This window comes from Photobacterium sp. GSS17, from assembly GCF_028621875.1.
In the GTDB taxonomy this organism is placed as follows: domain Bacteria; phylum Pseudomonadota; class Gammaproteobacteria; order Enterobacterales; family Vibrionaceae; genus Photobacterium; species Photobacterium ganghwense.
In genome coordinates this window covers 1,797,279-1,819,656 of the sequence record NZ_CP117518.1, presented here as the reverse complement: position 1 = coordinate 1,819,656, position 22,378 = coordinate 1,797,279, and the positions used below count along the sequence as shown (strand labels likewise).

Genomic DNA, 22,378 nt, shown 5'->3' with positions numbered 1-22,378 from the left:
ACGACGTAAAGGACTATTCAACGCATGAAAAAACACACTTTGTCTCCCTGCCTTGCTCTGGTAAGTCTGTCACTGCTGACAGCCTGCTCTTCATTGCCGATGCCCGAAGCCTCGCTGGCAGAGACCCGACAAGCCGCACAGGAAGACATTACCATTCTGCGCGATAACTACGGTACTCCGCATATCTACGCCGACAACACTTATGGGCTGTTCTACGGCTTTGGCTATGCCATTGCGCAGGATCGCCTGTATCAGCTGGAAACGGCCAAGCGCAGCGCGCAGGGCAAGGTTGCTGAAGTGCTGGGCAAAGAGTACCTGCCGCTGGATATCAAAGTCCGCGAGCATTACAACCCGGATGCGATCCGTCAGGCCCTGAACGCACTCCCGCCCGAAGATGCCGAAATTTTTCAGGGTTATGCCGATGGCCTCAACGCCTGGATTCGCCATATCGAACAGTCACCAGACACCCTGATGCCCAAACAGTTTCTGGACGGCCACTTCGCCCCGACTCAATGGCAGCCATTTGATGTCGTGATGGTGTTTGTCGGTTCGATGATTAACCGTTTCGGGGATTACAACACCGAGCTGGAAAACCAACAGTTACTGCAGGCCTTGCAACAACAACACGGAAAAACCAAAGGCCGGGCTCTGTTTGATGCCCTGTTGCCGTACCAGAGCCAACAGGCCGTTGATACCATTCCCGACGGTGAGTGGACTGCGCAGGCACGTCAGAAAATCAGAAATGAGCGCGTCGCCGCGCTTCGCCAGACCAACAGCGAAGGGGCGGTGATCGCCAAGACGTCTGCCGCCCCAACCACTCAAGCCCTATTTACGGATGAGACAACCCTCGCCGCCAGAACCGGCCTTGAAGGCACCCTGGGTTGGCGCGGTTTCAAGGAAGCCCCTTTCAGTAACATTCTGGTACTGGGTAAAGCGAAAACTGCGGGGGCCAACGCGGTACTGATCAACGGCCCGCAGTTTGGCTTCTATCGTCCAGCCTACACCTATTCCGTCGGCCTGCACGGCGCCGGTTATGACGTCGTAGGCAACTCTCCGGCTGGTTACCCGCTGGTGCAGTTCGGTCATAATCAGCATATTTCCTGGGGAAGTACCTGGGGTGCAGGGGACAATGTGGACCTGTTCCGGCTCACGCTAAACCCGGATAACCCGGAAGAATACCTGTATAAAGGCCGCTATATTGCCTTCGATAAGCAGCATCAGACGGTGAAAGTCAAAGGTGAAGCCGACCGTACCATTACAGTATACCGTTCCGTGCATGGCCCTGTGATCAACTATGACCCACAGAATCAGATCGCTTTTGCCAAGCAGCGAGGCTGGGCCGGTAAAGAGCTGTCTACCCTGCTGGCCTGGAACAAAGTCGCCCAGGCCAGTAACCACCAAGAATGGCAGCAGCAAGTCGCGCAAAGTGCCATTAACGTGAACTGGTATTATGCCGACCAGCAAGGCAATATCGCCTATGCGCTCGGCGGCCATTACCCGGTACGCCATCCGGGCGTCGATGGTCGCCTGCCCACCAACGGTGACGGCAGCGCCGACTGGCTGGGCCTGTATCCGTTTTCCACCAACCCGCAGGTACTGAATCCGGGCAGCGGTTACATTGCCAACTGGAACAATCGCCCTGCCAAAGGGTTTCCGAATCCGGATCAGTGGTGGTACAGCTGGAATACCGTCGACCGAAATCTTGAAATTACCCGCCGGGTCGATGCTGCCAGCTTGCTCACTGCACAGGACGCTTGGCAGCTAATGATGGACGCATCGCTCAGCGATCCTAACGCACGTCACTTTGTTCCGCAGTTAGTGACCCTGGCCCGTCACAGCCAGGATCCTACCCTTCAACAAGCGGCTGAGGTGCTGGCGTCCTGGGACTACCGCAATACCGATGACAACGGTGACGGCCGCTATGATCACCCGGCTTCGACCCTGTTCCGTACCTGGCTGTCCGAAGCACTGACCCTGACCTACACGCCGCTGCTTCCGGATCCCCAACGCGGCTGGTTTACCAACCCCGGTTATGGCAACAAAGAACGCGTGCTGACCAACAGCTATAACATTCAGACCGGGACGAAAGCACTGGCTGCCATCTGGTCTAACCCGACGTACCTGACCACGCAAGAGGCAGACTCGCTCAAGTTGAATGCACTGCGCACTGCCATTGACCACGTGACCGCCCGCTACGGCACCAATAGCAACAGTTGGCATAATGAGGTCGATGTACTGCGCTTTAGCCATAAAAATTATATTGGTGTACCGCAGGCCGGGCAGGATGAAGTTACCGACACCCCAATCGCACTCAATCGCGGCACGGAAAACAACATGACGGTGTTTGGTCGTGACAAAATTGAAGCGTTTGAAGTCGCCGCCCCAGGGCAGTCCGGGTTTATCTCACCCAACGGGGAACGTTCCGCTCACTATAACGATCAGTATGAGGACTTTGTGCAGTTCCGTCTGAAGCCGGTCTACTCATCCCGCGAGGCACTTGAGCAGACTAGCCCGGACAAAACCGTGCTGACGGTCTCTTTACCCGACCCGCAACGCATTTGATTAAAGATCTGGAGCTAGATCTGGTTCCGGAGATGATAAGACAGCCTCAAAGCTGGCTTCCAATGACGAAAAAAGAGGCGCTGTATGCGCCTCTTTTTTATTCGAGGGTTTGCTAAGATACCCTGTGAGATCTGGTGATCCCTTGTTTTCACCCTTGCACTTGCTATTGGTCTCAGCCCTCAAGTGTGCGTGAAATCGACAGATAGACTCGCTCAGCCCAGGTCTCCCCCCGCCTCCCTCCATTTCAAGGCAAACGGGTGGCAAAGACTCCTGTTCAACAAAATCTAGTCGGTAACAAAACAAAATCGAGTAAATAGCAAAATCGAGTAAATAACAGAGACAGCCAGCTAAAAGTACAGCCAGTAAAGGGCTGTTCAAGCTTGATGACAAGATTACTCAAACAGTGCTTTGTCTACTTTAATCACCACTTTACGAACCGGTGCCGGATCATCATAGGCTGCAACGAGCGGACGATGAGGCTCCCCCGGATAAAAGACAATAAACTCTCCGGCACGGATAGTGACAAATCGCTCCTCCCCCTGAAGCTGTTCGCTGAAGGCAAGGTCTTTCTCACCCAGATAATCTTCATCCAGACCCGCAAACGGCAATATGCCGTAACCGAATGTTTCAGTGCCTTCAAGCAGCAACTGAACATCAAGATAACGGCGATGACATTCTGACTTACGGTGCGCCAATAGCTGCGTATGATCACTCATCACCAAAAAGAACGCGCTGTCTCCCTGAAGATCGTAACGACCGTCTTCCAGAGGCGAGGCAATTCGCTGGAGAACCTCCGCAATCACTGCCGTCAGCTTGGGTGACAAGCAGTGCGTAAATGTAAGATGCGATGTGCTACCGACAAACATAACAGTATCCTTTCATGATTTTCGCTGGCGACTATTCTACCGCTCGGCAGCGCGATGAAAAATAATTATCGAAACATCGTTTCAAAAAATACATCAGGAACAAGGTTCGGAGGCCACATACAGAGCAAAATTAATCCAACATCGCGACATGCAGAGCATGATCAGCAATAACCTGCTCACTGTAGTTCAGACAAACCTCAATCATCTCATCGATATAATTAGCCAGTGACTCCACCATAAACAGCTCAAACCGCGAGGAGCGCCGATCACCGCGAGAATGGGCCAGCGCCAACGCCTCACCACAGCTCTGCGCATACTCACTGAGTCGGATTGCCGGATCTTTGCGCGTCACCACCAACTGATCCGGTTTAAGTGCCGCACGGGCATGATGACGGGAGCGCACCAGCCAATGTTTGCCCCGCCAGACGACCTCATCCAGCAGTAAGTCCGGACGGCGCTGCATATTCCGCTGACAGTCGGCGGTAAGATGCGCCGGGTTAAGCTTGTTGACCGGACTGATATCCGGAAACGCAAAAATCGGCGCGGCCTGACGCTGCTGCTTGATCTCCACAATGTGACACATTGCCAGCTCATCAAGGCTGTGCAAATCCTCTGGCCCCACCAACAGGTAATACCGTTCCATATTGTTCGAACCGGTGCCGGCACCAAGGCGGGCAACACAGTCGAGAATGTCATCATCCAGATAAGGCCGAAACACCGCAGCGACTTCCTTGACTTCGTTTTCAGCCAGCACCTGATATTTTTCCGGCTCATCAACAAACCGTAGTACTCCACCCTCAAACCGGGTTGATTTGGCCAGTTGGCTTTTAGTCAGGAAGTCTTTCCCGCCTGCAGCCCGTTTACAGGCCTTGCGCCAGGTTTTATAGAGCGTGTGATCGTCAGGAAATTTCTTGAGCACCTTGTACCGCATATCGCTGTCAACAATCACTTTCTGTAAAGTGTCGCTGTACGCGTGCAAAAAGCCCCGGCACGCGGCAACGACCGCGTCGTTATCTGGTGCATGGTAATCACTGCCTGACGCTGAGTCTGTGCCGTCACTGATATAACGCCCGTCGAGGATACCTCGGCCAAGATCTGCCACCAGCGCCACGCTGGTCAGAAAGCGGGCGATATCCCACACCGCGTAGCCCATACAGGCGTCATCAAAATCATTCGGGGAAAAAATCACCTGATCACCCTGCGACCCTTCTTCTGTCAGAAAGCCAAAATTGGCCAGATGGCAGTCGCCCATGATGGTGGTCATGCCGGGTTTTGCAGCCAGCAAACTGGGCAGTGTCAACACACCGGATGCCAGGTCGGCATAAAACAGCTGTGCTGAACCTCTAAAAAACTGAAACGGGCTCAGCGCCATCTTGCGATGCTTGTGCAGGGACGGGGCCGACGGGTCACTCGATTGACCGTCGATCAATTGCAACTGGCGTTTCAGCACAGTTTGTCTGTCAGTACTCATAGACAACAAAGCTCCTTTTTGAGTCAGATTCCGATCCCTTCAAGTATCAACAATGGAGAAAAGATTGGAAAGCCAGACAGAAACACACGACGAAGAAAAAGAACAGACCCCGCGGATTGAGCAGGGCCCGGTTACAGCAGATGAGCGTGGCCGTTGCCAACAGGATTTTGATTATTAGGATTTCCCGTTGGCCAGCTTGTTTATTCCATTTCCTGTCGAATGCTTACAACGTATTATCCACGTTGAGCAGCAATCCACCGGCAAAGTCGTCCGTCGCAACGACCGAGTACACACCGCCGTTCTCCACCTCGGCACTGGCCGTTACGGCAGGGGTGTAAGACGGATCACTTTGAAGTATCACCGCCAGTTGATAAGTGCCAGCAGGCACATTCAGGACAGCGGTCTGTTTGAAATCAACACCTTCCAGCACTACAGTAGAAGCATCAAATACCCCATCGACCGACGCATGGATATCAACGCGTCCCAACCCGGCGGCTGTCGAGCTGGCATGTACCACCCGAACCTTGGCATATGCCGCCACCGGGCGCAGATCTTCTGGAATGATCAAGGGTTCGATGGTGCTGTCAGTGACACTGTTCAGCTTACCCACAGCGTAGAGACTGGTGCTGGTTCCGGCTGCAAATGAGGTATCCGGCGCGTCAATGACAACGACAGAGTTATCGAAAGCCGCCGCGACACTCAGGTCATAATGTTCGGGGGCAAGCCGGACAGAACGGAACTCACGAAAAGCAATGTCGGACAGCCCATCCACCACACTGCCACTGGCCAGAACATCCACATTCGGGGCATCCGCAACAGCATGCACAACTCGCACTTCCGCCTGTTCACCGAGATTACGCAGCACCGTGGTTTGCTCGCCATCAGCCACCAGCAGGTTCACCGGAGAAACCGCGCCACCACTGACATTTGGCACCGCCGTGATCAACAAGTCGCTGCCGCCGTTCAACTCAACCGGCCCGCTGTCATAAGCTACCGTTTTGCTGCCAGCCAGAGTCAGGCGTAAACGATAGGTTGCAGCCGGTAATATCACCGGCAGTTCTGGATGATCTTCCTTGAATGCCAGTCCGGCCACCGCCGGTTCAACCGCCGAAATATCCTCTTCAGTATTCAGATAAATGTCGACCGCTGGCACATCAGGATGGGCATGAAGCACATCAACCCGGATTTCATTGCCAGAGGGCAAGATATCCGGTCGGCTAAGCACCACAGGTTCAATGCTTTCAGCCTGATTCACCGCGACAATGTCGTACTGCATATCCGGCGAAAAATCGAGATTGGCACTGATGACTGAGAGCCGTTCATCTCCGGGCAGCAATGCCTCAACCCCAACATTGTAGGTACCTGACTCCACATTCAGCAGCTGACTGCCGGTTTGATAATCGACATTTTCCAGCCCGCCGACCGTCTCGCCGTTCAGCAGCACTGCCACCGGCGGGGCGTCACTGCTTGCATGGGTAATCCGAATTTGTGAAACATCGTCGTCTTCCAGAGGACAGCCCGTTAAAAACACACTCAGTCCAAGAACGCTCACTACAGATTTCATATTCATAAGAATATTCCTCGTTGTGTATCGCCTGTTTGTGTACTGCCTACGAACAGTTACCTCGCGAATATACGTAGGTGTGTCTGCAACAGGATCACCCCGATGCACATATGATGGTCTTATCAAAAAGAGATTCTCAGGCGCACTCATCCACTTTGGCCTGCGCTGCGTAATGGAGATAAGACCTGGTTAAGCAGCACCGGTAACGAAGCAGTATCAAAAAGAACTCGTCAGAAAGTAATGGAAAGAAAAAGGAGGCCTGTCCTGTGTATTTCGCGCCAAATCCCCCCAAGTGCATAACAAAGCAGCTGCCTTTCCTGACATCCACCGATCACTGGATGCCGATGACCCGTCACTGCCTGACAGGCAGTGGCTGGCTGTTTACCCAAACTATCCGCGCCGGACAACAAGCCGGGGGCATTTGGCTGGTGATGCAGGACAGCAGCGGTTACCCCGCCATGGCCGATGGTGATGTCATGACGCTGGCAGTGATTGAGTCCGTGGACTGGCTCAGCCAACAGCAGATTCAGGTGCACATCGCTACACTCTCATTTGGCCGGATTATGCGCTCTTCCGACGCTCCCGCTCAGCCAACCCGGCTTACCGGCCAGCTGTACGGCGGGTGGTCTCCCTCGTCGGTGTCGCTTGCGGCAGATGATGTTTTGATCACCCGGCTGCACCAGTGGCAGGCTGAATTTGGCCTGGTCTGGCCGGAATGGGTGACCAACCAGACGCCCCTCTGTGCCAACTGGGTATGCCTGCGCTGGCTGGAATTGCTGCCGCTCTCGCTGAAGACCAAACAGCGCCTACTCAAGCAACCCTCGGCGCGGAACTGTCTGCGCTACCTGAAAAAAGTTATCCGACAGAGTGATCGTTACCATTAGTGGTTGCGTTATTGGAACACGGCCCCCATGCTTGCAGATAGAGTAATGATGAGACCCATACCTGTAGAACAGTCTGAGGTAGTACACTCCGAGACAAACAAGGAGTTTATGAATAACGACACATTACCCGCTGTGGATGTGGCTGGCTTGCTCGCGCAAATTGCTGAATCCCGTTGCCGAAAAAGTTACGAGACGCTATTTACTTACGTCGCCCCCAAGTTGCTGAGTTTTACCCGCAAGCAACTAAGGGATGAGTCGTTGGCAATGGAAGTGGTGCAGGAAACCATGCTTAAAGTCTGGCTGAAGGCGCATCTGTATGATGAATCTAAAGGCGCAGCACTGACTTGGATCTATTCTGTTGCCCGTAACGTTAAATTCGATCTGCTGCGTAAAACCAAACACCAGCAGGATTGGGTTCAGGGCGATGATTTATGGCCTGTGCTGCACGAAGAGCCGGAGCCGGATCAGTTGCCTGAAGAATTTCGGGCCATCGTCAGTCGCGAGCTGGAATCCCTGATCAACGCCCTTCCCCCTGCCCAGGCCGAAATCGTGCGCATGATCTGCTTACAAGGCGCATCGCATCAGGATGTGGCCGATGCAATTGGGATTCCCCTAGGAACGGTCAAAAGCCGATTACGTTTAGCATTGCAAAAAATGAAGGAGGCTCTGGATGAGTAATATTCGCTTCCATCCGCTTAGCGAGACTTTGCAGCGATTTGCCTCCGGTGATTTAGACCCGGCATCGAGCATCATGATTAGCACCCATTTGGAATACTGCCCGCACTGCCGGCAGCTTGCCTGTTCTATCGAAGACTCACAGGCCGCCGCTGTTCTGGCATCAGAGACACCGGAAGTGGAACACGCGGGAACAAAAAACACGATAGCCCCCCTTTCTCCGGATCTGATGACGATGATGCACGCCATCATGACCACGTCCGAACCTGATGTAGAGCCTGAGATCGAATCTGGCGATGACTCGGTCTCAGCGGGGATGCCGACGGCCTTAATCCTGGGTGATAAAACCTACCCATTGCCAAGAGCACTGCAGCGACACAGCGATCGCATTGGCCCGTGGTCACGCCTGCCGGGTAAACTCAAGCGGGCTGCCGTTGATGTCGGTGGCCCTCAGAAAATGAATTTCATCTATATGGATTCTGACAGTGCCTTACCGGAACATACCCATCAGGGGCAGGAAATCACGCTGGTGCTGGCGGGTGAATTTTATGATGACCAGGGCACATACCGGCCGGGCGATTTTATCATTCAGACTTCTGCCAACCAGCACGTCCCGAAAACCCGAAGCGGGCAAGACTGCCTGTGCCTGACTTTGCTCGATGCCCCGCTGCATTTCACCTCTGGTCTGGCGACACTGCTGAACCCGTTCAGTCAGTTATTTTTCCGCTTGTAAATAAATTCACCGAGCAAGCTGTCGTCAAAGAGCTGTCGTAAAGAAGAGATGGATAAATTGGGAATTTACAGATAATACAAATTGCAGAGGTAATCGGGAGAGCCTCCACTGTCTATCCTCCCTCGACAATTCCCCCCTATAGCTTGCCATAACAAGAAAACGCCCCAACTGAAACGGGGCGTTTTTGTTACTGACGGTCGGACATTCTGCGATTGCAGTTTATGGCGTTCGATTCATGGCGTTCGATTCATGGGGATCGATTCATGAGAATCCATTCCCCTGAAGCGCTTGCCCCGGTAAAAAAAACATTCTGTTCATCTTATCGTCAATTAGGTTCCCTACTCTAGGTCTTACCATTACCCTAATACCGCATTCCTTCGGGAAATTCGTACCACATACGGGCCGGATCCGTTTGGTACATGAGGTCTCTTTGTGCTCCAACACTAACCAACGACCATTGAAGAGACCTTTTCCTTTCTTGTCTGCTGCGCGCATAATTATCAGTTTTCACTTCACATTATTGAGCAAAAATCGATCTTCAGCCCAATTTCGACACAAACTTTTGCACCCCGGGCACTGTGTTGATGAATATCTCGCCACCACAACGGCATGATTGTTCAAAAAACCAACCACCCAATGAGATCGAATGCATATTTTTGCTTACACACCATTATGCTGATGTTGCATAGTTATTTTCCCTGTACGCCTTGTGACCGTTTTCACATTTCATTAGATATCAAACCCTTACCCTTAGCGCGTCTGAAGACGGAATACTCATGCAGAAGGAATTAACATGAACAGCAGTAAGCCCCGCAAGAGCCCTCTGGCTATCGCCCTCCTCGCCCTGACCGTACTGGCCGGTTGTAATGACGACACCACCATCGTTGAGCAACCCAAACAAACCGAAAAACCATCAGAGCAGCTACGGACGGTTATGAGCCAATACCAGTCCGCCATGGCCACGCTCGACAGCACCACGTTTGGGCAGGTCAATGACCAGATGGCCGGCTCCAGGCTGGCGGTCGATCGCCAGTATCTGGACAAACTCATGCAGATTGATCGCAGTGCACTGTCTGACGAAGACAAAATCTATTACGACACATTTCTGTTCGACCGTAACATTGCGATTCGTGGCGCAGCATATCCGAATACCCGCTTCGGTAATTTCGCCATTCCGATCACCCACTTTTATAACTACATAGACTGGAATGCGAGCCACGCAGGCAGCACACAAGACACCCCGGAAGACTACCAGAAACATATTCAGGTCATCCGAGAGTACACCGCCTGGATCGATAACCTCTATTCTCAATACTCTCTGGCGATTGTCGACGAAGCCCGCCTGCCAACAATCCTGACCCAACGTCTGATAGACAGTACCAAAGATGCGTTAGCCGTAGGCACGGATAATTACGGCCTGCTCAAACGCGGGCTGAATGACATGCTGGCGCATGCCGATCAATACAGCGACGAAACCCTCGCCGAATATACAAAAGTCGTGGACGATGCCGAGCTGGCAACCACCCGTCTGGTTGATTTTCTGCAAAGTGACTACCTGACCGGCGCTCGGGGTGAAGGGAAAGTGACTGACACCAACATAGGCTGGGGTGCGTTGCCGAACGGCCAAGCCTGGTACCAGTGGCAGCTGGACAGAAACAGCACCACCGGTAAACCGGCCACCGAGCTTCACCAGCTGGGCGAAGATTTGGTCGCCGATGCAAAAGCTGAAATGGAGCGGGTAGCACAACTGGTGATCGACAAGCGTGGCACCAGCATCAAAGCCAAATGGCGAAACGACAGCACTGTTGAAGAGCGGACATTTGTCCTGGCCGATGCCGAAGGCAACATAAACCTGAATGAGTTCTTCGATTACCTCAACAGCGAACAATTCTTCTACGGCCGTGATGGCCGCACTATCGCGAATACCCCGTATGCCGCACTGTGTGCGGCGGCCTCCAGCCTGACGGCCTGTGAAGCGGCACTGGTGGATTACAATATTTTCAAAACCGATGCTAACGATGTAGTGGCAAAATACTTCAAGCCGATCAAAACCGATTACACCATAGTGCCGGTTCCGGCCAACCGGGAAAAATATGACGGCGTGGCGTCCTACGGCGGAAACGAATTTAACCTGAATACCCATCCGGATTACAGCCTGCAAAAATGGAATGTCTCCACCCTGCTACTGCACGAAGCTGCGCCGGGCCACCACTTCCAGAACGCTTATGCCACTGAATACCCACCTGCCGACAAGCCGGAATACATTCAGGGAGTTTGGTACACCGCCTATGCTGAAGGCTGGGCTCTGTACACAGAATGGCTGGGCCTGGAGATGGGCATTTACGGCGAGCTCAACAGCGACGGCAAGCCTACCTTCGTCAATGCCACCGGGATGTGTAAATCCGATCTTGATTACGCTACGTTCCAGGGCGGGGTCTACACCGATGCCGAAGAATGTAATGCCCTACAATACTTCGGCAGCCTGAACGAAGCCCAGCTGCGTAATATGCGTCTGGCGGTAGATACCGGCATTCATGCCAAAGGCTGGAGCATCCAGCAAGCACAAGACTACATGAACAAGAACTCCGCGTTAGGCGATGGTGACATTGAGTCTGAAAGCTTCCGTTATGCCGCGTATGTCGGTCAGGCTGTGTCTTACAAGTCAGGTTATCTGGTAATCAAAGAGATGCTGGCCAAAGCACAAGCCGAGCAGGGCAACCAGTTCGACTGGGCCACTTTCCACGACCAGCTTCTGAAATACGGTGACCAGCCAATGGAAGTCGTTGAAACCAGCATTGAAAACTGGCTCAAAGCGCAACAGTAATCCAAATCCCGGCACAACCGCTCGGTTGTGCCGGAAACTTGTTTGTTCTCGATCCAACTTCCCCATTTCCCCCCTGTTGCCCGTCCGGCTTTCCATGTAAAAATACGCCTTTCGTTGTGATCATCAGCAGGAAGCACATGCTACGTATTAACAGTAAGGAGCGCCCGCACTGGCGCGAGCAAGCCAAAGAATTCGGTTTTGGGTTCCATACCATGTACGGCGAACCTTACTGGGATGAGTCCGCCTATTACCAGTTCACCCTGGAACAGATTGAGCGTGATCTGGAAGACCCGACAGAAGAGATTCACCAGATGTGTCTGGAGGTGGTCGATAGCGTGGTCGCAGACGACTACTGGCTGCAAAAATTCCAGATCCCGGAAACCATGTGGCAACCGGTGTTAGATTCATGGAAAAGCCGCGAACCGTCGCTCTACTCCCGACTGGATTTTGCCTACGACGGCAACGGCCCGGCTAAGCTGTATGAAAATAATGCAGATACCCCAACCTCGCTGTACGAAACCGGATTCTGGCAGTGGTTGTGGCTGGAAGACATGGTGAACAGCGGCGCGATTCGCCGAGACGCCGACCAGTTTAACCTGCTGCAGGAACTGATGATGGCCCGTTTTGTCGAGCTGGCCCGTCAGCAGCCGGGGCAGACGCTGCATTTTGCCTGTTGCAAAGAGACCGAGGAAGATCGCGGGACGGTGCAGTACATGGAAGACTGTGCCAAGGAGGCCGGGTTATCAACCGCTTTCGTCTTCATGGAGGATATCGGTCTGAACAGCAAACAGGAGTTTACCGATTTACAGGACAGACCAATCCGCTGGATGTTCAAGCTCTATCCGTGGGAATTCATGTTCCGAGAAGAATATGCCGCCAATCTGACAAAGGCCAAAGTGAACTGGCTCGAGCCGATGTGGAAATCCCTCATCAGCAATAAAGCCCTGCTGCCGCTGCTGTGGCAAAAATTCAAAGGGCACCCGAACCTGCTGCCGGCTTATTTCCCGGATGATCGCCACCTCAGCGAGCTGGGCGATTATGTCATCAAGCCGATTTTTTCCCGCGAAGGTGCCAACATCAGCATTGTCGAACAGGGCCGTCAGACCCTGCGGGTAGAAGGCCCGTATGGCGACGAAGGGATGATCTATCAGGCCTATCATCCTTTGCCGAAATTTAACGGCAGCTATACCCTGATTGGCAGTTGGCTGATCAATGACAAAGCGGGTGGGATTTCCATTCGTGAAGACCAGTCACGGGTCACGCAGGATCTGTCGCGCTATCTGCCCCACGTCATTTTGTAAAGATTCATGCTGCCAGTGGCTATCGGCAGCATGTGGCTTTCAGCCGCCTGATCCAACGTTACAAACCTCGCTGCCACTCTTCACGGAGTGGCATGCAGTCAGGATGGGTCAGAGCCAGACTGACCTGCTGTAACATGCGCGCTTTGTCTCGTCCCAAAATGCCTTTCAGTACCAGATAGTTGGATGCATGATCGGAACGAAACACCGTTTTTTCCAATTCCAAATGTTCAAGCAGCCAAGCCATTTCCTGAAACAATTCCGGCTGGGTCAGCAGCCGAAATTGCCCGTCAAAATTGCACGCGAAACGTTCAGTTCCCAACGGAAATGACACCACCAGCGTTGATAAATAATCCGGCTGAGCAGCGTTCATCAGTCGTGCTGAGGCTAATGCATGCTGGCGACTTAACGCAGGGCCAGCAAGGCCATTGAGAATCATCACCGAGCTTTTCATGCCTGCGGCTTTGATTTTTTCCAGCGCTGCCAGAGACGAGGCAAACGTTTCGCCTTTCTCAATTTTAGCCAGCACCTCATCGTCACCGCTTTCACAGCCGACATACATCAGACTTAGCCCAAGATCACGCAACTGAGAGAGCTGCGCTGGCGTCTTGTTAGTCAAATTACGGGGCAGACAGTAGCTGGCAATGCGCTGAACGGTCGGCAGGTAGTGATTAATCAAAGAGCAAATGTGCTGCAACCGTGCAAACGGCAAGGTCATTGCATCACCGTCCGCCAGAAACACTCTGGTTACCCGGGCCCCTGACGCTGCGATCAGCTGCAACTCCCGCTCAATATCGTCAGGTTTTTTCGGCCGGAATTTCTTCTGCGGCTGAGTATACATATCGCAGAAGGTGCAGTGGTTATAGCTGCAGCCGTTTGTCACCTGCAAAATCAGTGATTTCCATTCTGAGGGAGGTCGAAAGACCGGTTCAATATAATTCAGCATGCTGTTCTTCCTTGTTGTAGTTCTATGTTGTGGTATTTCTTTGTCACTGTTCCCTGCCATTCGGTCTGCCACTGGTTCATGATTGTTGCCTAATGTGATTTTATGAACGTGGTGCCTGGCTTCGGTTTCCTGACTGTCATAACCTCTCAGGACACACACCATCGCTCCTACCGCAAGGAGAAACGACGCACAATTAAAGCAACTGTCTGAAACCACTCTGCTATTCTTATTGATAAGAATATTCTTAATGAGCAGTCAAGCGACAACAAATTTACGCCTTGTGTCGTCACCAGCACTGCTTCACACGTATCGTGTGATGTCATCTCGTGTCATCACAATGCGCCATCACGATCCTGTCATCAAACGTGATTCAGCAAACATTCAGCGACAAAATCGTGATAAGCGGAACAATTTACCAACAATTTGACTGATTCAGCTCCTACACAGCTGTTTTACCTTATAAAAGGGGCTTTCGCTAATCCGCTTTCCATTCGATTAACGGCTTTCCCATGAAAATTAAAACTATAAAGTGCCATTATCATCTGGCCGGAATCAGCCTCTTCGCCGCTGCGCTACCCGTTGATGCTGCCGAGCTGGCCAACACAGAAATCGACTACGGCCCACTGAAAACCTACGCTCAGTCGCCGCTGCAGTCCAACAGCCTGACACCGCTCGTGCGTAGCGGCTTCAGTTATCAGCCCGACACTGTGGAGCTGTTTGCCACTGCGACCATCGCCAGTGTGTGGGCAGAAACCGACGATTACCGGGCCGACTATTACCAGAATGCCTTATCGGTCGGAGGATACTGGCAGCTGAATGATCGCTGGGCCATGGAGCTGGGGTACACCTGGCGTTTTGCCGCCGACAACCATCTCGATAACCTGACCAAAGCATTCCATGATACTTTCGGCCTCGGCCAGAACGGCCGGGACACGGTCGATGACCATTCTTTTGACATTTCCGTTCCGCAGTACGGCGTCGAAATTCATGACTTCGAAGGGGAAACCATGAGTAACGCCTTCAGTTTTTACACCAGTTATCAGCTGCTGGAAAATGCGCACCATGGCCTCTCTGTTGGCGGCACTCTGTATTACAACTATGTCGGTAGTGGCCCTTTTAAAGTCAGTAATTTTGAACAGGGCATACAGGCCAATTACAGCTACCGCAATGGCAGACATCGGGTTTACACCCTGCTCGGCATGACCTATCGCCATAGTGACGAAGTATTATCCGGGATCAAATACAACAAGTTCGCATTGTCCGGCGGCGTCAGTTACCAATATGTCCTGAGTCCCAAACATCGCCTGCTCACCGAGCTGCATGTTTATGAAGGCGCCTCGGATGCCACCTCAGATCTCAGTGAGCCGTCCACCGAGGTCTTGCTCGGCTACCGTTATCACACCAAGCATGGCGCGATAGAAGTGTCCATGGTTGAAAATATGTTTAACATGGACAACAGTACCGACATCGCTTTTTCTCTGGGCTATCGTCATCAACTGTAAGGGCAAAAAATGGCCCTTATTCTGCCGTGTCTCAGTGCTCCGTCACGGCATAGATTTACATTGTAAATACGCCGCCGTCCCGATCTCTTTATCACGCTGTTCAAAACGCTCGATCAGATAGTCAATGAACACCCGCAGCCGTTTGGGCAACAGTTTACGCTGCGGGTAAACAAGACTGACTGGGACAGCAGGCATATTCCAATCGGGCAGCAGACACACCAGCTTACCGGATGCGAAGTGCTCACGGCAGATGAATTCCGGCAAAATCGCCACTCCTAACCCGTCCAGACAAGCACTCAGTGATGACGTAATCGTGTTCACCCGCAGCTTATAGGGTAAGTCGATGATAATGGTATTGCCGTTGTCTTCCATCAGGTGCCAATTGGGCAGCTTCACAGCTTTGTTATACACCTTCACCTGATGGTGCGGCGGCTTGAGATCAGCCGGAGTCTGAATTTGGCCGTATTGCTCCAGATAAGCCGGGCTGGCCGCCAAAACCCTCACCGATTCAGTCAGCTGCCGAGAAACCAGAGTGGAGTCATCCATTTCGCCGACCTGGGCATACAGGTCAATCCCCTCGCCGATGATATCCACTTCCCGGTTTGTCAGCTCGAGATGAACCAGTACATTGGGATAGAGCTTAATAAAATCATTGATAAACTGCCCCATCACCTGATGACCCAGTTCAACCGGCATCACGACGTTAAGCCGGCCACGAATCAAATCCTGATTCGCGGTCACTTCCAGCTCAGCCTGACTCATAATTTCAAGCATTTGCACGCATGACTGATAAAAACGTTCACCTTCCGGGGTCAACACCAAGCTACGGGTCGAACGCGTGATCAGACGTACGCCAAGGTGTTGCTCAAGATCCGCCACTTTTCGACTGACGGTAGATTTAGTGAGATCCAGCATATCGGCGGCCTGGGTGAAGCTCCCGCCTTCCACGACCTGGGCAAAAATTGCGACGCTGTTCAGATCCATATTGGTCTCGCCATAGTGATTATTCAGATTCCTGCAACAGTGTTTCCCTTTCTTCTTATCTTACCAACCAATCAATTCGTTTACACTTTGTAACACTTTTATGCTTAACCACGTTCTATATCAATGAGGTATCAATGGCAGACCAATCCGCCATCGCGAACAACACTTCCGCCCTTCCCACAGCGGCACGATCAAAGAAAAAGAAAGCACCGCTGATCGCGACCCTCGTTATGCTGGCGCTCGGCGCTGCCGGAGGCGGTTACTGGCTGGGCTACGGGCAGTATTTTGAGTCCACCGATAATGCCTATCTCCAGGGAGACATCACGACACTCAGTCCGAAAGTCACCGGCTACATCACCCGCTCTCTGGTTGCAGACAACCAGCAGGTTAAAGCCGGGGCGCTGCTGGCCACCATAGATGATCGTGATTATGTCGCGGCACTCGATAAGGCCACCGCCAATCTGGCGGTCACGCAGGCGGCCGTGGACAACCTGCTGGCACAACAGCAGCTACAGCATACGAAAATCCGTCAGGCCGCCAGCAAAGTTGCCTCCGCGCAGGCCGAATTCGAGCGCGCCCAGCAACAGGTTTCCCGCACCCGCAGCCTGCTTGAACGCCACTACTCGTCGCAAGATGAACTCGACAGCATGCTGGCACATGAAAAAGTGACCCGGGCAGAGCTCAACGAAGAAAAAGCCGGCTATCAGGCCGAAAGTGATCAGCTCACCGTTCTGGCCAGCCAAATCAACCAAGCTAAAGCCGCCGTCACCGAAGCCCGCGCCCAGGTTGAAAGGGCACAATTGGATCTGGATTACACCAAGATTTATGCCCCGGTAGACGGTATTGTCGGCAAACGCAGCCTACGGGTCGGCCTGTATGTCCAGCCAGGCATGCCGCTGCTGAGTCTGGTGCCTACCTCCGATATCTGGATTGAGGCTAACTTCAAGGAAACTCAGCTCAACGGTATTCATCAGGGGCAGAAAGTCACCATTGAGCTGGATGCCTTTCCGAATCAGCCCCTGGAAGGGGTTGTCGACAGTTTTTCTCCGGCTACTGGCGCCAAATTTGCTTTGTTGCCGCCGGAGAATGCGACCGGCAACTTCACCAAAATTGTTCAGCGGGTGCCGGTCAAAATCACCATCCCGAATCAAAAAGCGCTGGCAGGCCGGCTAATCCCGGGGCTGTCTGTTGTTGCCACCGTTGATACCCGAGGCTGACCATGAGTGCCGTTACTGTCGCCCCTGACAGCCTAGCTACCCCCACCAGCACATCAGTGCCCCGTCGTCACTGGATCGCGTTGTTCGGCGGGCTGCTCGGAGCATTTATGGCGATTCTGGATATCCAAATCACCAACTCCTCACTGAAAGACATTCAGGGGGCGCTTTCTGCTACCCTGGATGAAAGTTCGTGGATCTCGACGTCCTATCTGGTGGCGGAGATGATTGCGATCCCGCTCAGTGGCTGGCTCTCTCGCTCTCTGGGCAAACGACGCTACCTCACCTGGACGACCGCGATCTTTACCCTGTCATCTTTCCTCTGTTCCATGTCATGGAATCTGGGCTCGATGATCACCTTTCGGGCGATGCAGGGGTTCAGTGGCGGTGCCCTGATCCCGCTGGCATTTTCACTGGTGGTCCAGTTGCTGCCCATCCATAAACGGGCCGTCGGGATGGCCCTGTTTGGCATCACCGCCACCTTTGCGCCGGCAGTCGGTCCAACATTCGGTGGCTGGCTGACGGAAAATCTGTCCTGGCATTACATTTTTTACATCAATATTCCGCCGGCCATTCTAGTGATCAGCATGATCCGGTACGGGCTGGATCAGGAGCCACTGAACCTCAGCACCCTGCTCAAAGCAGACTGGATCGGGATTCTGACCATGGGGCTTGGGCTCGGCTGTTTGGAAGTGATGCTTGAAGAAGGGAATCGGGAAGAATGGTTCAGCTCCGGTTTTATTGTCACTCTGAGCATCATCGCTGCGGTTAGTCTGGTCTATTTCGTGATCAATGAGTTACAGCACAAGCAACCGCTGGTGAACCTGCGCCTGCTCCGGCAGGGGCAATTTGCGATGTCATGCCTGGCCTACCTGATCCTTGGCATGGCACTGTTTGGATCCATTTATGTCCTGCCGTTGTACCTGACGCAGATTCAGCAATACAACGCCATGGAAATCGGCAAGGTGCTGATGTGGATGGGCTTCCCCCAGCTGATCTTTTTCCCGATTGTGCCCAAACTGACTCGCGTCATCAAACCCAAGAATCTGGTCACTTTTGGCTTCGCCATGTATGGCCTGAGCTGCTACGTCAACACTCACATGAGTGCTGATTTCGGCGGCGATCAATTGATCCTGTCAATGTTGCTTCGCGCCGTAGGCAGTCCGTTCATTATGGTACCGTTGTCACTGGTTGCGATGAAAAACATCAGCAAGGCCGACACACCTGACGCCTCAACGCTGACCAATGTCATGCGTAATCTGGGTGGCGCGTTCAGTATTGCGTTTATTGCGACCCTGCTGGACAACAAAGCCCGCGAACATCTCACGCACATCAAAGAGTCACTGCCTGCGGTCAGCACCAATGCTTGGCAACAGCTGTTGCAGCAAAGTGAGTTTTTTGTCCGAACCGGCAGTGACGGCGGCACGGCCCTGATGCAGGCACAGTCGGCGCTGGCCGCTGCCATGCAGCGTGATGCCGCGATTATGGCCTATAACGACGTATTCCTGATGATGACCGCGTTCCTGGCCTTGGCCGCCGTGATTATTTTTTGCATGAAAGACTAGCGAAACCACACTACCCAGCTTGGTTACCTACTGCAGGGGTGGGCACGGGAAAAACACGCCAACAATGTAAGGGCGTAAGTGCCGCGTAAGGGCAAAGTTAGACCTGATTCACAGGGAGCTCCGGCTCCCTGTTTGCATCAAGGCTAATTATTATTAAGCTATATGTTTCCGCGAAGAGCCATCAGAAACACAAGCTGATCTGCTGAAACCGGTCGCCGGACAAAGGACAAGAATCATGGACACAACGACGTATTCTCCGCCCCCACCATCTCTGACCATTGCGCAGCTGGGTAACCCGATTCTGCGAGAACATGCTCGCGCATTAAGCACCGCCCAGTATCGAGACATGGCTCCTTTTTTTACGGCATTAGAGCAAAAAATGTTGGCCCACAACGGCGTCGGCATTGCCGCCCCTCAGGTCAGTGAATCGGTCCGGGCCTTTATCGTGGCCTCCCGTCCGAACGCCCGTTATCCGTATGCGCCACTGATGTCACCGACGCTGATGCTAAATCCCGAACTTATCTGGACAAGCGATGACATGGAAAAAGACTGGGAAGGTTGCCTGAGTATTCCGGGAATGCGGGCCAGGGTTAACCGCCACACGTCTATCGAGGTGCGCTACCTCACCCTCACTGGCGAAGAGGTCAGCACCCGAATGGAAGGCTTTATCGCCCGTATCTTCCAGCATGAATTGGATCACTTGAACGGCATTGTTTTTCTCGACCGCGCCGACAAAGCTGACTATGCCACGGAAGCTGAATTCCTAAAACTGATGCAGAAGGCGTGAACCAAGCAGCAAAACTTTCGCGGGCGATTTTCATCTAGTGCAACCGTCGTAAGCATCAAACACACCCCTGCTTCCGTCAATCCGCGGTCATTACCGGCTCGAACATGGGTCGGTTCACACTGCCCTCTGAATCACGACGTCAGACGGCAGCCAAAGAGCACTTTGCCTATACTCACAACAGACGCATTTAACGTCATCACTTTACAGGAGAGACTGTTTTACCAGGCAGCAGGAGGGACAATTGCTGAATTATTATGTACATGTATTCCGAAATGCACTAACGGCTATCATAGATACCCAATCACACCGGCTCTGCCATGAACCACGCTGGCCAGAACTGAACGCCTTCCCTTTAGGATCCTGCGATCTGGCAAACAACATGCTGGCGCTTTACCTGCGTGAGCAAGGCTACAATCCTAAAATCATCTGGTGTCGCAATGATCTGGCTGACTACCCGGAAATCCTTAGTCATGTCTGGGTCGAAGTAGACGATAAGTTTGTTGATATCACCATCAGCCAGTTTCCTCGCCTCATCCGGGAGCGGGTGCATATCGTCAATAAATTCGATCCCGGCATTCTCAATGACATTTATTTCCATTGTAGAGGCCGCAACCAAACCGCCTCAGGCTCCGAATACCCGTCACAACAGCAGACACAGACGACGCGCCGCAGACAATTTGAAGAGCGGGATGTGGATTTGCGCAATGCGCTGGGTAATGGGGAGGCGATTTATCAGGCTGTCCGTGAGCGAGTCACGTTGTTGGAACCGTGACACACCGACACTCAAAGCACCTGAGATTAAAGCACCTGAATGAAATTCAAGCATCTGAGAGCAAGTCACCTGAAATCAAAATACCTAGGCTCAAATCACTTACGATCAAAACAAAAAACGGCCTGCGCGGCCGTTTTTTGCGAAAGAGTAAGAGATAAACAAATGATAAAAACAGACGAGACGCTTAATCCGGCTCAGGTTTACGGGGCGATGTAACGTCAGGTACCGCAAAGCTATCGCCTTGTTCGGTCTGCCAACCTGACCAGTTGCTGTCCCAGTTAGCCGTTGATGACTGACTATTTGAAGTATGTGTTCGCTTACCGGGTTTATCTTGCTTTTCCTGACGATGTAGCTCTGTACTATGGGAATCCGCGATTGGCCCAGATTTCTCTATGGCATCGTTTTTATTTAGTTCAGCTTTCGTAGCACCGGCGTATTCACCTCCGCCTGTCGTTGTTTCTGCTTTCACCAAACCAGAGTCGTCCGGCTCCGCAGCCTGCTCACTGCTTAAATCGCCGGCAGCCAGCCTTGCCAGGGTTTCTTCATCCGGGCGGTATCCCTCCCGGCCATACACCTGATCCAGCAAGTTAATAATGCCATGTGGCTTTACATTTCCCTGGCGCATTACCCGATATATGGTATTTGCCACATTCTGCACCCCGACAATCGCGTCAACACCGATGTACTGCACCACGTTATCGCGCAAAACTTTGGCGTCGCGATTACCTCCGGCATAGGCGAGAGACAGCCAGATGTAAGCAACCGCTTTATCGTTTTCCCCGCCTTCTCCCAACATTTTAGCCACCAGATACTGCGCTTCGGTATCCCCCTGCTCAGCCGCTCGTTCCAGCCAGTACACCGCCCGCAGCCGGTTTTTCGCGACAGCAATACCAGCCTGGTAGCAATAAGCCATTTTGATACAGGCTTTATTATCCCCCAGCAGCGCCGCACGCAACCGCCAGAGAAATGCTTCCTCAGGTTTCTTTTGAGATGTGGTATCAGCCAAGTACCAGTCTCCAAGTAACAACATCGCAGGTAAGTAATCACTTTCAGCGGCAGCAGTTATGTTCGCTATTCCGGCGTCTTCATCAACATCCGTACCGTAGCCACGTAGCTGGAAACTGCCCAGCTCAAATTTGGCGATCGGATCATTGTGTTTGGCTTTGACCACTTGTGTCCAATACGCCGACTTCGCTTCCCCCAGGGGATCGTTACTGTCGCTGCTACACAGTCTCGCCAGCGCGTTCTGCGCTATATCATTGTCCAGCAACGCCGCTTTGGTGTACCACTGCAATGCCTCGCGAATATTGCTGAGTTCGTATTCCTTGGCCAGCGACAACTGGCTAGGCACATGGCCGGTCTGCGCCTTAAAGATTTTTTCTTCACGTTCCGCCAGCCTGGCTTTTTCCAACACCAGACGGTATTTTTCCTCTTTAAGCCGTTTCTCAATGGCCGCTTTTTTATCATTATCTTTGGCCACAAAGTACCGGTAGATCACCCACCCAAGCAGCCCGCCAGCCACACTCAGGCCAATCAGAAGGTTATCCATAGTCCCTCAACTGCACTTTTCTTGATATTTGAGTTATTAGTCCGTTTATCGGCCAATGTGAACAAAACTGGAGGAAATTTCCGGGTTCTGTGCCTGTTGCCCTCTCTCTGAGACTGACGATTAATTGCAGCTAAATCAACTACCCACAGGATTGAGTGCTAAATTAAATGAAGCGCTAAATA

General features: G+C 52.6%; 18 protein-coding genes. 12 read left to right on the top strand and 6 right to left on the bottom strand.

From position 1 onward, the window contains the following. Positions 1 to 24 precede the first annotated feature (24 nt). On the top strand, positions 25 to 2,562 hold the full coding sequence (locus PGW97_RS24525) for a penicillin acylase family protein (protein ID WP_273860118.1): 2,538 nt from the start codon (positions 25 to 27) through the stop codon (positions 2,560 to 2,562). Positions 2,563 to 2,954: 392 nt separating this feature from the next. Here the strand turns inward: PGW97_RS24525 and PGW97_RS24520 are convergent, their stop codons facing one another. Further along, on the bottom strand, positions 2,955 to 3,428 hold the full coding sequence (locus tag PGW97_RS24520; protein WP_273860117.1) for a YhcH/YjgK/YiaL family protein: 474 nt from the start codon (positions 3,426 to 3,428) through the stop codon (positions 2,955 to 2,957). A 130-nt stretch (positions 3,429 to 3,558) separates the two neighbouring features. Beyond that, entirely contained in the window at positions 3,559 to 4,899 is a 1,341-nt protein-coding gene (locus PGW97_RS24515) for a DUF2252 family protein (protein WP_273860116.1), read from the bottom strand. Positions 4,900 to 4,951: 52 nt separating this feature from the next. Between PGW97_RS24515 and PGW97_RS24510 the strand changes: the two genes are divergently transcribed. Next, on the top strand, positions 4,952 to 5,077 hold the full coding sequence (locus tag PGW97_RS24510; RefSeq protein WP_273860115.1) for a hypothetical protein: 126 nt from the start codon (positions 4,952 to 4,954) through the stop codon (positions 5,075 to 5,077). A gap of 45 nt (positions 5,078 to 5,122) precedes the next feature. On the opposite strand, the gene PGW97_RS24505 is transcribed toward PGW97_RS24510, so the two are convergent. Beyond that, positions 5,123 to 6,469 carry a DUF4397 domain-containing protein gene (locus PGW97_RS24505; protein WP_273860114.1) on the bottom strand — a complete coding sequence of 449 codons (1,347 nt, stop codon included), beginning with the start codon at positions 6,467 to 6,469 and terminating at the stop codon, positions 5,123 to 5,125. 260 nt (positions 6,470 to 6,729) lie between these two features. Here PGW97_RS24505 and PGW97_RS24500 point away from each other — a divergent pair, with 260 nt between their 5' ends. From PGW97_RS24500 to PGW97_RS24480, 5 genes are all read left to right on the top strand, one after another. Beyond that, complete coding sequence (locus PGW97_RS24500) at positions 6,730 to 7,347, top strand: hypothetical protein (protein ID WP_273860113.1); 618 nt, start codon at positions 6,730 to 6,732, stop codon at positions 7,345 to 7,347. 108 nt (positions 7,348 to 7,455) lie between these two features. After that, a complete protein-coding gene (locus PGW97_RS24495; protein ID WP_047884956.1) occupies positions 7,456 to 8,025 on the top strand; it encodes a sigma-70 family RNA polymerase sigma factor in 570 nt (189 codons plus the stop codon). Next, complete coding sequence (locus PGW97_RS24490) at positions 8,018 to 8,755, top strand: ChrR family anti-sigma-E factor (protein ID WP_273860112.1); 738 nt, start codon at positions 8,018 to 8,020, stop codon at positions 8,753 to 8,755. Before PGW97_RS24495 ends, PGW97_RS24490 begins: the two co-directional genes overlap by 8 nt. A gap of 793 nt (positions 8,756 to 9,548) precedes the next feature. Next, complete coding sequence (locus tag PGW97_RS24485; RefSeq protein ID WP_273860111.1) at positions 9,549 to 11,579, top strand: DUF885 domain-containing protein; 2,031 nt, start codon at positions 9,549 to 9,551, stop codon at positions 11,577 to 11,579. A gap of 137 nt (positions 11,580 to 11,716) precedes the next feature. Further along, positions 11,717 to 12,880, top strand: coding sequence for a glutathionylspermidine synthase family protein (locus PGW97_RS24480; protein WP_273860110.1), 1,164 nt, complete (start codon positions 11,717 to 11,719; stop codon positions 12,878 to 12,880). A 58-nt stretch (positions 12,881 to 12,938) separates the two neighbouring features. On the opposite strand, the gene PGW97_RS24475 is transcribed toward PGW97_RS24480, so the two are convergent. Further along, the gene (locus PGW97_RS24475; protein ID WP_217391502.1) at positions 12,939 to 13,823 is read right to left on the bottom strand and encodes a radical SAM protein; all 885 of its coding nucleotides are present in this window, start codon (positions 13,821 to 13,823) and stop codon (positions 12,939 to 12,941) included. Between the two features lie 509 nt (positions 13,824 to 14,332). On the opposite strand from PGW97_RS24475, the gene PGW97_RS24470 reads away from it, so the two are divergent. Further along, positions 14,333 to 15,325 carry a DUF3187 family protein gene (locus PGW97_RS24470; protein ID WP_273860109.1) on the top strand — a complete coding sequence of 331 codons (993 nt, stop codon included), beginning with the start codon at positions 14,333 to 14,335 and terminating at the stop codon, positions 15,323 to 15,325. Positions 15,326 to 15,367: 42 nt separating this feature from the next. Here PGW97_RS24470 and PGW97_RS24465 read toward each other — a convergent pair whose 3' ends face one another. Next, on the bottom strand, positions 15,368 to 16,309 hold the full coding sequence (locus PGW97_RS24465; protein WP_047884963.1) for a LysR family transcriptional regulator: 942 nt from the start codon (positions 16,307 to 16,309) through the stop codon (positions 15,368 to 15,370). 134 nt (positions 16,310 to 16,443) lie between these two features. On the opposite strand from PGW97_RS24465, the gene PGW97_RS24460 reads away from it, so the two are divergent. The 4 genes from PGW97_RS24460 to PGW97_RS24445 all read left to right on the top strand — a co-directional run bounded on the left by PGW97_RS24460 (position 16,444) and on the right by PGW97_RS24445 (position 20,647). Beyond that, on the top strand, positions 16,444 to 17,526 hold the full coding sequence (locus PGW97_RS24460; RefSeq protein WP_217391500.1) for an HlyD family secretion protein: 1,083 nt from the start codon (positions 16,444 to 16,446) through the stop codon (positions 17,524 to 17,526). Between the two features lie 2 nt (positions 17,527 to 17,528). Continuing rightward, positions 17,529 to 19,088 carry a DHA2 family efflux MFS transporter permease subunit gene (locus PGW97_RS24455; RefSeq protein ID WP_273860108.1) on the top strand — a complete coding sequence of 520 codons (1,560 nt, stop codon included), beginning with the start codon at positions 17,529 to 17,531 and terminating at the stop codon, positions 19,086 to 19,088. Between the two features lie 235 nt (positions 19,089 to 19,323). Then, the gene (gene def, locus PGW97_RS24450) at positions 19,324 to 19,875 is read left to right on the top strand and encodes a peptide deformylase (protein ID WP_273860107.1); all 552 of its coding nucleotides are present in this window, start codon (positions 19,324 to 19,326) and stop codon (positions 19,873 to 19,875) included. A 241-nt stretch (positions 19,876 to 20,116) separates the two neighbouring features. Next, positions 20,117 to 20,647 carry a hypothetical protein gene (locus PGW97_RS24445; protein WP_273860106.1) on the top strand — a complete coding sequence of 177 codons (531 nt, stop codon included), beginning with the start codon at positions 20,117 to 20,119 and terminating at the stop codon, positions 20,645 to 20,647. 184 nt (positions 20,648 to 20,831) lie between these two features. Here the strand turns inward: PGW97_RS24445 and PGW97_RS24440 are convergent, their stop codons facing one another. Beyond that, a complete protein-coding gene (locus PGW97_RS24440; RefSeq protein ID WP_273860105.1) occupies positions 20,832 to 22,196 on the bottom strand; it encodes a tetratricopeptide repeat protein in 1,365 nt (454 codons plus the stop codon). Positions 22,197 to 22,378: the final 182 nt, after the last annotated feature.